Here is a 14937-nt window from a genome sequence, read left to right as displayed (position 1 = left end):
TATCGCGTGGCCCGTTGAGCGTCTTCGGAACGGAGCCATCCCGTGGAGGCACGGCATCTGCGCTACGCGGTCGCGTTGGCCGACCATCAGCACTTCGGCCGGGCCGCCGCCTCGGTCGGGATCGCCCAACCGCCGCTGTCGAAACAGATCGCCGCGCTGGAACGGGAGGTCGGCGCGCGGCTCTTCGACCGGACGCCGCACGGCGTCTTCCCCACGGCGGCCGGCCGGGCGTTCCTGGCGCGGGCCAGGACCGCGCTGGCCGAGATGTCGGCGGCGACGGTCGACGCGGGCCGCGCGGCACGCGGCGAGACGGGCCGGCTGCGGCTCGGGTTTGTCGCGTCGGCGCTGCTGGAACCGCTGCCGACGGTGCTGGGCCGCTTCGGCAGGGAACGACCCCGGGTGCGCCTCGGCCTGCACGAGATGGGCACCGGCCAGAGCACGGCGGCGCTGCTCGCCGGCGAGCTGGATGTCGCGGTCGGCCTGGGCCCGCCCCGGGGCGCCGGCGTCGAGACGCTGGTCTCCGTCACGATCGGCCGCGACCATCTGGTGGCGGTCGTCGGCCGCGCGCACCGATTCGCCGGGCAGCCGACCATCGCACTTGAGCAGCTGCGGAACCAACAGCTGATCGTCGCCCCCGACGAGGAGGAGCCGGGCATCGCGGCCTGGCTGCGCGCCCTTCCCGGCGACCTCGCCCGCGAGCTGGAGACGGCCACGGTGGCCCGCGACGTCCACACCATCATCGGCCTCGCCGCCTGCGGGGTGGGGGTGGGCCTCGGCCCGTCCCGGATGAGCCTGACGGCTCGCGCCGACGTCTGGCTCTGCGAGGTGACCCCCCGCACCGCGCTGCCGGAGCTGACCCTCTCCTTCCGGACGGACGACCGTTCCCCGGTCCTGGCCGCCTTCCTCGACACCATCCGCGCCCAGTGCGCGACGGTGGGCACGGCCCTCGACACCCGCGTCTCCCGGGCCCGGGCGGGCCTCGACCGACCACGGGGGTGATCGCGGCGATCCCCGCCGTTCCTGCGGAACAACATCCGCGGATCGGGTGTTCTCCCGGGCCCGTCGTCATGACCGCCGCCCGCTCGCCGGACCGTAGCGGTCCGGTCGCCCGTTGCGACAACGACTGTGAGGGCGCCCACAGGTCATAGGTCATCTGCGAGGCGCCTTAGGAGACGGTCGGGGTTCGGCGGGCCAGTGCGCGCAGGGTCGGCGGGGGCGGGACCAACGGCCCGGTCTACGACGCGTCTTCGCAGGTCACACCTTTGCCTCCGGGATAAACCCTGGGTCATGTTTGCGATCGCCACCCCCCCGCGGTGGCCGCACATTCCCCGTCCCGAAAGAGGTACGCGCATGACCGTCAGCACCAACGGCACCCGTCGTGCCATGACGCGCAGCGCCGTGATGGCCGGCATCGTGACCGTCGGCGCCACGGCCCTGACGCTCCCCTTCGCCACCACAGCGATGGCCGCGGAGGCCACCGGCCAGAGCATCCCCCCGGCCGCCGACCAGACCACCGCCCCGACCGCGTTCACTCCGCACGGCCCCGGTGGCCTGCTGGGCAAGGCGATCACCACCGCCGAGGACGAGGAGCCGGACGAGCCCGGGACCACGGCCGACGCCGAGGAGCCCGAGGAGTCCGAAGAGGCCGAGGACTCCGAGAAGTCCGAGGAGACCACCGCCGCCGACACCGAGGAGGCCGCCGACGAGGAGGCCACCGAGGAGGCCGAGGAGGAAGAGCCCGGCACCGAGGGGTTCGACGCGGACGAGGGCCGTGGTGAGCGGTACAACGCCGACGGTTCCATCGTCGTGATCCCGCAGCACCAGCAGCCGAAGCCCGTGCCGGCGTCGGCCGAAGAACTCGACGGATGGATCAGGGAAGCCCTCGACGTGATGGCCGAGAAGGGCATCCCGGGCAGCTACGACGGCATCTACCGGAACATGATCCGCGAGTCCAGCGGCGACCCGCTGACCATCAACCTGTGGGACACCAACGCGGAGAAGAACATTCCGTCCAAGGGCCTGCTGCAGGTGATCGACCCGACGTTCGAGCAGTACCACGTCGAGGGGACCAGCGAGAACATCTACGACCCGGTCGCCAATATCGTCGCCGCGTGCAACTACGCCGCCGCGCGCTACGGGTCGATGGACAACGTCAACAGCGCCTACTGAGTCGTTCGGCGCCCCGGCCCGCCGCCGCTGAGGGTTTGAGGTGTGGCGGCGGGCCACGACGTTGTCACACACTCCCGAGGAGGCGGGGGTGTCTGCCCTGACGACGGGAGACTACCCCGCCAATCGCTCATCTGAGCATGGTCGGCATCAGACGTGGCGGGCATCACGCGAACTAAAGCCGCACACCGCCACATACCCCCTGTTTCACCGCGTGGTTCTACTGCATGGCGCTCAGCCGTTCGTCGGCCCGGTCCGGGGCGTAGAGGGATTCCACGACCATGGCGGCGGCGCCCGTCAGGCCGGCCCGTTCGCCCAGGCGGGAGGTCACCACCTGGAGATAGGTGGTGATCCTGGGCATCGCCCGCTGGTAGAGGAGTTCGCGGACCCCGGTGAGGAACGGTGGGCCCGCGAGGTCCCCCGCGATCATCAGGACGCCCGGGTTGAGCAGGGTGACCACGGTGGCCAGCACGCCGCCGACGAGGCGGCCCGCCTCGCGGGCCAGCCGCACCGCGTCCGGCTGGCCGATGGTGAGCTGGTCGCGGACCCCGGACCCGGAGGCCGTCGGCACCCCGGCCGCCGTCAGTTGCTCGGCGAGCGCCCGCCCGCTGGCCACCGCCGCCAGACAGCCGTAGGAACCGCAGCGACAGAGCGCGCCGGGATGGTCGCTGAGCCGGATATGGCCGATATCGCCGGCCGCGCCGTCGAAGCCCCGGTACATCTCGCCGTCCACGACGACCCCGGCGCCGATCCCCGTCGACACCTTGACCAGCAGGAACGCCGAGCAGTCGGGGAACCCCTCGCGCTGCTCGGCGTAGGCCATCAGATTGGCGTCGTTCTCCACCAGCACCGGTATCTCCGCGCCCGCCTCGCCCACCTGGGCGACAAACGCGGCCCGCATCCCGTCGACCAGGGGGTAGCGGTCCCAGCCGGGCATGATCGGCGGCTGGACGACCTGGCCGAGGGAGGTGTCCACCGGGCCCGGGACGGCGAGACCTATGCCACAGACGGCGCCCGGCGCGAGACCGGCCTTCTCCAGCAGCAGCGCGAACCACTGGGCCAACCGGCCCAACACCTCGTCAGGCCCCTGGTTGATCAACAGCGCCCCCGAGTGCTCGGCGAGGACCGTGCCCCCCAGATCGAGCACGGCGGCGCGCGCATGGCGGGTTTCGAGGTCGGCGCAGAGGACCACGCCGTGCGAGACGTCGAACCTGAGGCGGACGGCGGGCCGTCCGCCCGTCGGGGCCTCGACGGGGTCGCCCGCGCTCTCCTTCACCCAGCCGGCACGGAAGAGCTGGTCGAGCCGCTGGCCGACCGTCGAACGGGAGAGTCCGGTGATCCGCTGAAGCTCGCCTCGGGTGCTCGCCCGACCGCTGCGGATCAGCCACAGCAAGTGGCCCGCGCTCGACTGGTTCATGCCCGCTGCCTTCCCCTGGGCGGGATTTCTCACCCCCCGGAGCTTGTGAAGTAGATATTACAGCGGTACTTTTGCGTGTTAAGTAGACGTAACTCTACGGTACCTTCGACAAAACATCGCGCGCCGTCGCGCCCCGACGACAGCGCCAGAAGTCCATCGGAGTTCACGTGGATCGCGCTGATCAGTCCACCAGCCCGCACACAACCGCATACAACGAAGCGCGCCGCGTGCTCACGGGGAACTGGGTCGGGGCCTCCACCGTCCCCTCCCGCTCTCTCTACCCGCACCAGTGGAGCTGGGACTCGGCGTTCATCGCCATCGGCCTGCGCCATCTCTGGCCGCTGCGCGCGCAGCGCGAGCTGGAGACGCTGCTGGACGCGCAGTGGGACGACGGTCGGGTGCCGCATATCGTGTTCAACCCGTCGGTGCCACTGACGGCGTACTTCCCCAGCCCTGACTTCTGGCGTTCGTCGACGGCCGGCGGCGCGGCCGGGGCGCCGCGCGAGGTGGAGACCTCGGGCCTGGTGCAGCCGCCGGTGCACGCCTTGGCGGCGTGGCTGACGCACCGCGCCGACCCGGCCACCTCGGCCAGGCGGGGGTTTCTGCGGCGGGTCTACCCCCGGCTGGTGGCCTGGCAGCGCTATCTCACCGGGGCGCGTGACCTGGGCGGGCAGGGGCTGGCGTCGATCGTCCACCCCTGGGAGTCGGGGATGGACAACAGCCCGTGCTGGGACCCGCCGTTGGAGCGGATCGAACCGGTCGGCAGCGAGGCGTTCCGCCGCGCCGATCTGGACCACAGCGCCGCGGCCGACCGTCCCACCGATCTCGACTACGGGCGGTACGTCCGGCTGGCGGAGAACTACCGGGACCACGGCTACCACGACGGCAGCTGCGGCCATCCGTTCGCCGTCGAGGACCCGGGCGTCAACGCGCTGCTGGCGATGTCGGAGCACGCACTGGCCGCGATCGCCGGCGCGCTCGGCCGGGACCCGAGCGATCATCTGGTGCGGGCCGAGGAGCTGACCACCACGCTGGTGAAGCGGCTCTGGGACGACGAGGCCGGGCTCTTCCTCAGCCAGGACGTGATCGCCGGCGAGGCGATCCACGAGTACAGCGCGGCCGGTCTGCTGCCGCTGATCCTTCCCGGGCTGCCCGAGGAGACGGTGCGGGCACTGGTCGCCACCGCGCGCGGGCCACGCTTCGGGCTCGGCCGCACCACCCGGATGGTGCCCAGCTACGACCTGACGGGCGCCTCGTTCGACCCGGCCCGCTACTGGCGCGGGCCGGCCTGGTTCAACGTGAACTGGCTGATCGAGCGCGGCCTGAGGCGCCATGGCGAGCTGTTGCTGGCCAATGCGCTGCGCGCCAACCTCGTCTCGGCGGCGGCGAGTTCACGTTATGCGGAGTATGTGGACCCGGTGTCGGGCGAGGCCCGTGGCACCAGGGACTTCAGCTGGACAGCCGCCGTCACCATCGATCTGCTGGCCGACGCACCCGCGCCGCCTGGCGGGTCGCGCACCGCGCGTCGTCACCGGGAACGGCTGGTCCCCGTCCCGTCCGACTGACGCGCCCCACCCATCCCAAGTTCATATGGATCAAAGGATCAAAGGAGTCCCCGTGATCCCGACGCATCACTGTCTGCTCGTCCAGGACGGCACCTTCGCGGCCGTGGGCGAGGGCGGTGACATCACCGGCGAGCGGGGCAGCAGCCCCGACGGGCTGTTCGCCCGCGACGCCAGGCACCTCAGCCGCTGGCAGCTCACCGTGGACGGCGGCACGCCGACCGTGCTGGTCCCCACGCGGACCGGGGCCAGGGACGACGGTCCGGCCCGGGCGAGCGCCGTGCTCACCCCGCCGGGCGGCCGGACGGACAGCCCCGCGCTCACCCTCTTCCGTGAACAGACGGTGCGCGAAGGCGAGTTGGTGGAGCGGATCCGGATCAACGGCAACGCGGCCAAGCCGCTGACCACGCTGGTGGCGATCACCGTGGACGCGGACTTCGCCGACCAGTTCGAGCTGCGCGACGACCACCGCTGGTATCAGAAGCCGCATGCCGTGCGCACCCGCCACGTGCTCCCGGACGGCGTGGAGTTCGGCTACCGGCGGCGGGAGTGGCACTCCCGCACGGTGATCACCGCCGAACCGGCCCCGGACGCGGTGGAGGAGACCGGCAGCGGCGCCCGACGACTGTGCTGGCGCGTGGAGTTGCCGCCGCAGGGCGAGCTGACGCTGGATCTGCGGGTGGCCGCCCTGCCGCACGGGGCGCGCGACCAGTCGGCCGAGCGGCCGCCGAGCGAACGCCGGACGGAGCCCGAATTCGCGTCGGACTGGCCGGAGTTGACCCGGGCCTGCGCCCAGGGCCAGGCGGATCTGGCCTCGTTGCGGCTGCCGATCACCGGCCCGGAGGGCGAGACGCTGCGGGTGCCGGCCGCCGGAGTGCCGTGGTTTCTCACGCTGTTGGGCCGGCACGCGCTGATCACCTCGCTCTTCGCGCTCACCACCCACCCTGGTCTGGCCCACGACACGCTGCTGGCGCTGGCCGCGACCCAGGCCACCGAGGAGGAGGCGGAACGTATCGCCCAGCCGGGGAAGATCGTCCACGAGGTGCGCCACGGGGAGCTGGCGCACTTCGGACAGGTCCCCTACGGGCGGTACTTCGGCGCGGTGGACAGCACCCCGCTCTTTCTGGTGCTGCTGGGCGAGCACGCGGAGCGCACCAGGGACGACAAGCTGGCACACCGGCTGGAACGGGAGGCGCGGGCCGCCGTCTCCTGGATGTTCGACCACGGCGGCCTGGGCGAACACGGCTATCTCCGCTACCGCGCCGACGAGGGCGGGCTGGCCAACCAGAGCTGGAAGGACTCCCCCGGCGCCATCTGCTTCCCCGACGGCACCCCGGCCAGGGGCACCATCGTCGCCGGCGTCGCCCAGGGCTACGCCTACGCCGCGCTCACCCGCACCGCGGCGCTGGCCCGCGACGTCTGGGCCGACCCGGACTACGCGGACCGGCTCACCGCCTCGGCCGACGCGCTGCGCGCCCGGTTCCTCGACGACTTCTGGCTGCCCGAACAGCGGTTCCCCGCCCTGGCGTTGGACGGCGAAGGCCGACGCGTCGAAACCCTGGGCTCGGACGCCGGGCATCTGCTGTGGACGGGCATCCTGGACGCCGAACGGGCGGACGCCGTCGGGGCCAGGCTGCTGGAGCCGGCGTTCTTCTCCGGCTGGGGCATCCGCACGGTGGCCGCCGGGCAGGACGCCTACCATCCGCTCTCCTACCACCGGGGCGGCGTCTGGCCGCACGACAGCGCCATCGCCGCGCTTGGCCTGGCCCGCTACGGCCAGCGCGAACGGGCCCGTGCGCTGGCCGGCGGGCTGCTGGCGCTGGCGGCCGCGCACGACTACCGGATGCCGGAGGTCATCACCGGCTACGGCCGCGACGAACACCCGGCGCCCGTCCCCTATCCGCACGCCTGCTCCCCCCAGGCGTGGGCGGCGGCGGCCCCGTTCGCCCTGCTGGAGGCGCTGGCCTAGCCGGACGGCAGCAGGTGGGCCAGCTCCAACTCGTCGACGGGATAGGGGCGTTCGACGGGGAGCAGGCCGCGCGCCGAGTCGAGGTCGCCGGCCCTGACCAGCGCGTGGACGCGGTGCGCCAGCGGCGTGATGTCCTCGATGGAGACGATCCACTCGTCGGCATAGCGGGCCACCGCCTCGCCGGAGAGCCCGAGTTGGAGGGAGCGATAGGGCAACGGGCGCAGCAGCGGGTCGCGTTCGGGATCCCACTGGACCCGGGTCGGGGCCGCGCGCAGCGCGCGCCTCCAGGCGTCGCGGTCGGGGTGGACGGCCCGGTCGTAGTGGGAGAGGCAGGCGTGACGCAGCGCCCACTCGAAGCCGGCGCGGCTGATCTCGACGGCCAGAACGGTCTCCTGGCCCTCCTTCTGGCCCCAGCCGCAGCGGTACATCATCCACAGGAACGACGGCTTGATCCAGGTCATCCGCTCCCGTTTCCAGCGCGCGGGAAATCGCCCGTCACCGGCCGCCGGCCGGCCGATGCCGGGCGGGTACGCCTGGTAGACGGTGACGGTGTCGGGGGTGTACACGGCGCGGATCTGCCGGGCGGGGGTCGGCTGGGACGGCTGGGACGGCTGCGGCGGCTGCGGTTTCAACGGTGTCATCGGTGAACTAACCGCCCGAGGTGGCGAGTTCGGCGTCGGCGTCGACACAGGCCGTCGCGTTCGGGTCGTCGAGCCAGCCGTCGGGGAGGACCACTCGGTTGCGGCCCGAGGTGCGGCCCCGGGGGCCGTCGGCGCCCAGCGGCCAGGGCTGGTCGAGGTCCACCCCGTCGAGCAGCGTCGCCAGTTCGTCGAGGGAGCCGGCCGTGGCCAGGGCCCGTCTGGCCTCCGAGCCGACCGTGAAGCCCTTGGTGTACCAGGCGACATGCTTACGGAAGTCGATCACGCCACGGGCCTCGTCCTCCTGCCACTCGCCCAGCAGCCGGGCGTGCCGCAGCATCACCTCGGCGACCTCGCGCAGTGAGGGCCGGGTGTATGCCTCGGGGCCCCTGCCGTCGAAGGCGGCGGCCAGATCGGCGAAGAGCCAGGGCCGGCCCAGGCAGCCGCGCCCGACGACCACGCCGTCGCAGCCGGTCTCGCGGACCATCCGCAGCGCGTCGTCGGCCGACCAGATGTCGCCGTTGCCGAGCACCGGGATCTCGGGGACGGTCTCCTTGAGGCGGGCGATGGCCGACCAGTCGGCCTCGCCGCCGTAGTGCTGGGCGGCGGTGCGGCCGTGCAGCGCGATGGCGGTGACGCCCTCGTCCACCGCGATCCGGCCGGCGTCCAGATAGGTCAGATGATCGTCGTCGATGCCCTTGCGCATCTTCATGGTGACCGGCAGGCCGCCCGCGTTCCCCACCGCCGAGCGCAGGATGGCGCGCAGCAGCGGCCGCTTGTAGGGCAGCGCCGAACCGCCGCCGCGCCGCGTGACCTTGGGGACGGGGCAGCCGAAGTTGAGGTCGATATGGTCGGCCAGGTTCTCCTCGGCGATCATGCGGGCCGCGCGGCCCACCGTCTCCGGGTCCACGCCGTAGAGCTGGATGGAGCGCGGTTTCTCCGAATCGTCGAAGTGCACCAGGCGCATCGTCTTGGCGTTGCGCTCCACCAGCGCCCTGGTGGTGATCATCTCGCTGACGAAGAGGCCGCGCCCGCCGGAGAACTCGCGGCAGAGCGTGCGGAACGGGGCGTTGGTGATCCCGGCCATGGGCGCCAGCACCACCGGTGGGTCCACCGGATGGGGGCCGATCTGCAGGGGCTGGGACATCGAACGTTCCTTGTGTCTGGGGGCGGGGGGCCGGACTCCCCATTGTGCGCCCGGGCGTGGGGCGGCCCGGCCCACCGGGTCAGGAGACGTGACGGGGGGCCGGGCCGGATGTCCGGTGGAGCCGGTCAGCAGCCGATCAGGCGGGCGGCCAGATAGCTCTCCACCTGGTCGAGCGAGACCCGCTCCTGCTTCATGCTGTCGCGCTCACGCACGGTGACCGCGTTGTCGTCCAGGGTGTCGAAGTCGACGGTGACGCAGAACGGGGTGCCGATCTCGTCCTGGCGACGGTAGCGGCGGCCGATGGCGCCGGCGTCGTCGAACTCGATGTTCCAGTGCCGGCGGAGGGCCGTCGCCAGGTCCTTGGCCTTGGGCGACAGCTGCGGGTTGCGGGAGAGCGGCAGCACCGCGACCTTGACCGGGGCGAGCCTGGGGTCGAAGCGCATGACGACGCGCTTCTCCAGCTTGCCCTTGGCGTTGGGCGCCTCGTCCTCCCAGTAGGAGTCGAGCATGAAGGCCAGCATGGTGCGGCCCACGCCGGCGGCCGGCTCGATGACGAAGGGGGTCCAGCGCTCGCCGGCCTCCTGGTCGAAGTAGCTGAGGTCCTGGCCCGACGCCTTGGCGTGGGCGCTGAGGTCGTAGTCGGTGCGGTTGGCCACGCCCTCCAGCTCACCCCATTCGGAGCCGGCGAACCGGAAGCGGTACTCGATGTCGGCGGTCCGCTTGGAGTAGTGGGACAGCTTCTCCTTGGGGTGCTCGAACCAGCGCATGTTCTCCTCGGAGAGGCCGAGGTCGCGGTACCAGTTCCAGCGCTGTTCCATCCAGTAGATCTGCCACTCCTCGTCCTCGCCCGGCTTGACGAAGAACTCCATCTCCATCTGCTCGAACTCGCGGGTGCGGAAGATGAAGTTGCCCGGCGTGATCTCGTTGCGGAACGACTTGCCCATCTGCGCGATGCCGAACGGCGGCTTGCGGCGCGAGGTCTGCTGGACGGCGGCGAAGTTGGTGAAGATGCCCTGGGCGGTCTCGGGCCGCAGATAGGCGACGGAGGCCGAGTCCTGCGAGGGGCCGAGCTGGGTGGCCAGCAGCCCGGAGAACTGCTTGGGCTCGGTGAAGGCGCCCTTGTTGCCGCAGTTCGGGCAGTTCACCTCGGCCAGGCCCTGGACCGGCGGGTGGCCGTGCTTGGCCTCGTACGCCTCCTCCAGGTGATCGGCCCGGAACCGCTTGTGACACGAGGTGCACTCGGTGAGCGGATCGGTGAAGGTGGCCACATGGCCCGATGCCTCCCAGACCTCGGTGGCCAGGATGACCGAGGAGTCGATCCCCACCACGTCGTCCCGCGAGGTCACCATGGCCCGCCACCACTGGCGCTTGATGTTCTCCTTCAACTCCACGCCCAGAGGGCCGTAGTCCCAGGCGGCGCGCTGTCCGCCGTAGATCTCACTGCTGGGATAGACGAAGCCACGGCGCTTGCTGAGGCTGACGATAGTGTCGATCTTGTCGGCGGCCACGGTGCTCTCTTCAGGACGAGGGGAGACAGGGAATCGCCTCAGGTTACCGGCGCCTGCGGGGGCGGCAGCAAATCGGTTGTCCAAGATCGGCCGCGGGCGGCTGTCGAGGCCCGAACACCGGGCGGATTCAGGCCGGATTCCGGCCGGAATCCCTGGCGCCACCGCGAACAGAAACAGCCGCCCGAACGAGAGATCCCGATCACGGGCAGTTTCTCTTCGTTCACCCCATTGATCCGTTTGACAATCGTTTCCATCTAACTTGAAAATGGCTGTCATGACCGGACGACGACGCTCCCGCGCTCGAATAGCCCCCGCCGCTCTCACCGTCGCGGCGCTGCTGACCCTGACCAGTTGCGGCCTCTTCGACGACGGGGGCGGTGACGGTGACGACAACGGCGGCGGCGGCTCATCCGAGGGCCCGCTGAACGTGGTCGCGTCGTTCTATCCCATGACCTTTCTGATCGAGCGGATCGGCGGGGAGCATGTCTCCGTCAACACCCTCACCGGCCCCGGCGTCGAACCGCACGACCTCGATATCAGCCCGCAGCAGACGGCCGAGGTCGCCGACGCCGCGCTGGTCGTCTACCTCAAGGGCCTCCAGCCGGCCGTCGACGAGGCCATCGAGCAGTCGGCCACCGGCCAGATCGCCGAGATCAGCAACTTCACCCCGCTGGAGATCCTCGACTGGACCGAGGTCGAGCAGGAGGAGGAGCACGAGGGCGAGCACGGCGAGGAGGGCCACGAGGACGAGCACGACCACAGCCATGAGGACGAGCACGACCACGATCACGGTGCCCACGAGGGCCACGACATCGAAGGCCGCGACCCCCATGTTTGGCTTGATCCGGTGAAGTACGCCCAGGTCGCCCAGGGCGTGAGCGCGGCGCTGTCCAACGCCGACCCGGAGAACATGGAGGTCTACGACGCCGCCACCCAGGAGCTGGTCGCCGAACTGCACGCGCTGGACGAGGAGTTCAGCGAGGGGCTGGCCGATGTCGAGACGAACACCTTCATCACCACCCACCAGGCATTCGGCTACCTCGCCGCCCGCTACGGGCTGCAGGAGGAGTCGATCACCGGGCTCGACCCGGAGTCCGAGCCCAGCGCGGCGCGGATGCGCGAGCTGCGGGAGATCGCCGAGGAGAACGGGGTGACCACCGTCTTCTTCGAGACGCTGGTCAGCGACGCGACCGCGCGGACCCTCGCCGACGACCTCGGCCTGGCGACCGCCGTGCTGGACCCCGTCGAGGGAATTACCGATGACTCCCCCGGCGCTGACTACATCGAGGTCATGCGGCACAACCTCGGCGCCCTGCGGGAGGCGCTGGGCGCCGCCTGACGGGCGCACCAGCCCGCACTGCCGGCCCCGGGCCGGTGCACCACCGAACCAAGGAAGCGGAGACGGCCATGAAGCGTGAGGCAGAGCCCGTCATAGCTCTCGACGAGGTGACCGCCGAGCTGGCCGGGCGGCCGGTGCTGCGCGGCGTGGACCTGACGCTGGGACGTGGCGAGGTGGTGGCGCTGCTCGGCGCCAACGGCTCGGGGAAGTCCACGGCCGTGCGGGCCGCCGTCGGTCAGGTGCCGGTGACCGGCGGCCGGCTCACCGTGTTCGGCACGCCGGTGCGCCGGTTCGGCGACTGGGCCAGGATCGGCTACGTACCGCAACGGTCCACGGCCGCCGGCGGGGTGCCGGCCACGGTGCGGGAGGTGGTCACCGCCGGGCGGCTGGCCCGGCGGCGGCTGCGCCCGCTGCGCCGGGCCGACCGGGCGGCCGTCGACCGGGCGATCGGCCTGGTCGGCCTGGCCGACCGGGCCGGCGATCCGGTCGAAGCGCTCTCCGGCGGTCAGCACCAGCGAGTGCTGATCGCCCGGGCGCTGACGGCCGAGCCGGAGCTGCTGATCATGGACGAGCCGCTGGCCGGCGTCGATCTGGACAGCCAGCGGGTGCTCGCCGACACCCTGCGCGCACAGGTCGACGGGGGCGCCTCGGTGCTGCTGGTGCTGCACGAGCTGGGGCCGCTGGCCCCGCTGATCGACCGCGCGGTGATCCTGGCCGGGGGCCGGGTCGAGCGCACCGTCGAGCATCCGACCCAGCTGCCGGAGAGCCACGCCTGCCATCCGGCGGACGAGCTGGAACCGTCCGCCGAGGCGACGCTGCAGACGGGAATCCTGTGATGACCACCACCACGCTCGCCGGCGCCGGCGTGTTCGAGCTGCTGGACTACCCGTTCATGCAGCGCGCGCTGCTCTCCGCGCTGCTGATCGGGCTGGCCGCGCCGGCGGTCGGCATCTATCTGGTGCAGCGCAGGCAGGCGCTGATGGGCGACGGCATCGGGCATGTGGCGCTGACCGGTGTCGCGCTCGGCTTTCTGCTGAGCACCAACCCGGTGTGGATGGCGGTGCTCGTCTCGGCGATCGGCGCGGTGGCGATGGAGCTGCTGCGCTCCTCGGGGCGGGCGCGCGGCGATGTGGCGTTGGCCATGCTCTTCTACGGCGGCATGGCCGGCGGCGTGATGATCATCAATCTGGCGCCCAACGGTTCCACGGCCAATCTGACCTCGTATCTCTGGGGCTCGGTCACCACGGTCTCGCCGGACGACATCCTGGCGATCATGATTCTCTCGGGGCTGGTGCTGCTGGTCTGCCTGGGGCTGCGCCGGCAGCTCTTCGCGGTCTGCCAGGACGAGGAGTTCGCGCGGGTCACCGGGCTGCCGGTGCGCACCCTCAACCTGCTGCTCGCGGTCACGGCGGCGGCGACGGTGACGGTCGCGATGCGGGTGGTGGGGCTGCTGCTGGTGAGCGCGCTGATGGTGATCCCGGTGGTGGCGGCCCAGCAGATCAGCCGGGGCTTCGCGGCGACGCTGGCGCTGGCCGTCGGCTTCGGCGTGCTGGTCTCGGTGGCGGGTACCACCACCTCGTACTACGCGGACGTGCCGCCGGGAGCGACCATCGTGCTGCTGGCGATCGGGCTGTTCGCCCTGGTCTCGCTGCTGTCGCTGCCGCTGGCCAGACGCCGCACCCGGCGGGCGGCGGCCGGGACCGCGCGCCGGGAGGCGGCCCACGTCACGGCGGGGCGACCGTAACGTGGTCGGCACGGGCTACCCTGGGCCGGCAGGGGATGCGAACGACGTGCAGGAGGTACCCGTGGGGACGGCAGAACCGCCGGTGCGCGGTCGATCGACCCGCCAGCGGGCCGCGGTGGCGGCGGCGTTGGCCGATGTCGACGAGTTCCGCAGCGCTCAGGAGCTGCACGACATGCTCAAGCACCGGGGGGACTCGGTCGGCCTGACGACCGTCTACCGCACCCTTCAGTCCCTCGCCGACGCGGGCGAGGTCGATGTGCTGCGCACCAACGAGGGCGAGGCGGTCTACCGCCGGTGCAGCACGGGCGAGCATCACCACCATCTGGTCTGCCGGTCCTGTGGGCGGGCGGTCGAGGTCGCGGGACCCGCGGTGGAGAGCTGGGCGGACGCCATCGCCAGGGAGCACGGCTTCGTCGATGTGGACCACACCATCGAGGTCTTCGGCACCTGCGGCGAATGCGCCACGGCCGAGCGCCCGTCCTGACCCCGACCGGCCCGCCGGCTGACACGGCGGGCCGTCAGCGGCCGGGGTCCCTGGCCTCCTCGTTGGGGATGGCGCCGCCGAAACGGCGGTCCCTTGAGGCGTACTCCAGGCAGGCGTCCCAGAGGTTGCGGCGGTCGAAGTCCGGCCAGAGCGTGTTCTGGAAGACCATCTCCGCGTAGGCGCTCTGCCAGATCAGGTAGTTGGAGGTCCGCTGCTCGCCCGAGGGCCGCAGGAAGAGATCCACGTCCGGCATGTCCGGGTGGTACAGATAGCGCGCCAGGGTCTTCTCGTTGACCTTGTCGGGCGAGAGCCGGCCGGCCGCCACATCGGCGGCCAGTCGGGAGGTGGCGTCCACCAGCTCAGCCCGGCCGCCGTAGTTGACGCACATGTAGAGCGTCATGGCGTCGTTGTCCCTGGTCACCTCCTCGGCGTACTGGAGCTGGTTGACCACGGACTTCCACAGCTTCGGCTGCCGCCCCGCCCATCTGACCCGTACGCCCAGCTCGTTGAGCTGCCCCGTTCGCCGGGCGATCACATCACGGTTGTAAGCCATCAGAAAGCGCACCTCGTCGGGCGAGCGCTTCCAGTTCTCGGTGGAGAAGGCATAGAGCGAGAGGTTCTTGACGCCCAACTCCAGGCAGCCGGCCACCACATCGAGCACCACGCTCTCGCCGACCTTGTGGCCCTCGGTGCGCGGCAGACCACGGTCCTTGGCCCAACGGCCGTTGCCGTCCATGACGATCGCCACATGGCCTGGCACCAGCTCACGGGGCAACTTCGGGGGACGGGCCCCGCTCGGATGCGGGTCGGGTGCGCGATAGTCGCGACGCTGCCGGGACAGTATTCCGCGGCGGCTCATGGGGCACTCCAGTGGTGAGACGGTCCTGCCGGGAGGGTATCCCCTCGCGGGCCCGGGCCACGAACGGCGGGTTCACGCCCCGGCGGCCGGGACGCACGCCACGA

13 protein-coding genes are annotated in these 14937 nt (G+C 71.5%); 8 read left to right on the top strand and 5 right to left on the bottom strand.

Annotated features, from left to right (window positions below; genetic code table 11):
• The first annotated feature begins 42 nt into the window (after window positions 1–42).
• Both AOM46_RS02875 and AOM46_RS31330 read left to right on the top strand, forming a co-directional pair.
• Window positions 43–999, top strand: a complete 957-nt coding sequence (locus AOM46_RS02875; RefSeq protein ID WP_062205077.1) for a LysR family transcriptional regulator — start codon at window positions 43–45, stop codon at window positions 997–999.
• A gap of 351 nt (window positions 1000–1350) precedes the next feature.
• Window positions 1351–2169: a transglycosylase SLT domain-containing protein gene (locus AOM46_RS31330; protein ID WP_067225847.1), complete on the top strand. Its 819-nt coding sequence runs from the start codon at window positions 1351–1353 to the stop codon at window positions 2167–2169.
• A 217-nt stretch (window positions 2170–2386) separates the two neighbouring features.
• On the opposite strand, the gene AOM46_RS02865 is transcribed toward AOM46_RS31330, so the two are convergent.
• Window positions 2387–3583 (bottom strand): ROK family transcriptional regulator, encoded by a 1197-nt coding sequence (locus AOM46_RS02865; RefSeq protein WP_062205074.1) that lies wholly within the window; start codon window positions 3581–3583, stop codon window positions 2387–2389.
• A 227-nt stretch (window positions 3584–3810) separates the two neighbouring features.
• Here AOM46_RS02865 and AOM46_RS02860 point away from each other — a divergent pair, with 227 nt between their 5' ends.
• Both AOM46_RS02860 and AOM46_RS02855 read left to right on the top strand, forming a co-directional pair.
• Window positions 3811–5148, top strand: coding sequence for a trehalase family glycosidase (locus AOM46_RS02860; protein ID WP_107079959.1), 1338 nt, complete (start codon window positions 3811–3813; stop codon window positions 5146–5148).
• 55 nt (window positions 5149–5203) lie between these two features.
• Window positions 5204–7114, top strand: a complete 1911-nt coding sequence (locus AOM46_RS02855; RefSeq protein WP_107079985.1) for a glycogen debranching N-terminal domain-containing protein — start codon at window positions 5204–5206, stop codon at window positions 7112–7114.
• Here the strand turns inward: AOM46_RS02855 and AOM46_RS02850 are convergent.
• The 3 genes from AOM46_RS02850 to AOM46_RS02840 all read right to left on the bottom strand — a co-directional run bounded on the left by AOM46_RS02850 (window position 7111) and on the right by AOM46_RS02840 (window position 10407).
• The gene (locus AOM46_RS02850; protein WP_062205070.1) at window positions 7111–7755 is read right to left on the bottom strand and encodes a DUF4291 domain-containing protein; all 645 of its coding nucleotides are present in this window, start codon (window positions 7753–7755) and stop codon (window positions 7111–7113) included. The two genes, AOM46_RS02855 and AOM46_RS02850, sit on opposite strands and share 4 nt — an antisense overlap.
• Before the next feature lie 7 nt (window positions 7756–7762).
• Complete coding sequence (gene dusB, locus AOM46_RS02845; RefSeq protein WP_062205067.1) at window positions 7763–8899, bottom strand: tRNA dihydrouridine synthase DusB; 1137 nt, start codon at window positions 8897–8899, stop codon at window positions 7763–7765.
• 125 nt (window positions 8900–9024) lie between these two features.
• Complete coding sequence (locus AOM46_RS02840) at window positions 9025–10407, bottom strand: glycine--tRNA ligase (RefSeq protein WP_062205064.1); 1383 nt, start codon at window positions 10405–10407, stop codon at window positions 9025–9027.
• A 274-nt stretch (window positions 10408–10681) separates the two neighbouring features.
• Here AOM46_RS02840 and AOM46_RS02835 point away from each other — a divergent pair, with 274 nt between their 5' ends.
• From AOM46_RS02835 to AOM46_RS02820, 4 genes are all read left to right on the top strand, one after another.
• On the top strand, window positions 10682–11746 hold the full coding sequence (locus AOM46_RS02835) for a metal ABC transporter substrate-binding protein (RefSeq protein ID WP_107079958.1): 1065 nt from the start codon (window positions 10682–10684) through the stop codon (window positions 11744–11746).
• A gap of 68 nt (window positions 11747–11814) precedes the next feature.
• Window positions 11815–12582 carry a metal ABC transporter ATP-binding protein gene (locus AOM46_RS02830; RefSeq protein WP_062205060.1) on the top strand — a complete coding sequence of 256 codons (768 nt, stop codon included), beginning with the start codon at window positions 11815–11817 and terminating at the stop codon, window positions 12580–12582.
• A gap of 29 nt (window positions 12583–12611) precedes the next feature.
• Complete coding sequence (locus AOM46_RS02825) at window positions 12612–13490, top strand: metal ABC transporter permease (protein WP_062206322.1); 879 nt, start codon at window positions 12612–12614, stop codon at window positions 13488–13490.
• A 61-nt stretch (window positions 13491–13551) separates the two neighbouring features.
• Window positions 13552–13974, top strand: coding sequence for a Fur family transcriptional regulator (locus AOM46_RS02820; protein WP_062205057.1), 423 nt, complete (start codon window positions 13552–13554; stop codon window positions 13972–13974).
• Between the two features lie 34 nt (window positions 13975–14008).
• Here the strand turns inward: AOM46_RS02820 and AOM46_RS02815 are convergent, their stop codons facing one another.
• Entirely contained in the window at window positions 14009–14833 is an 825-nt protein-coding gene (locus AOM46_RS02815; RefSeq protein WP_062205054.1) for an isoprenyl transferase, read from the bottom strand.
• Window positions 14834–14937: the final 104 nt, after the last annotated feature.

It is taken from the genome of Streptomyces sp. NBRC 109706 (assembly GCF_000974485.1).
GTDB lineage: Bacteria > Actinomycetota > Actinomycetes > Streptomycetales > Streptomycetaceae > Streptomyces.
This window is presented reverse-complemented; position numbering and strand designations above follow the sequence as displayed.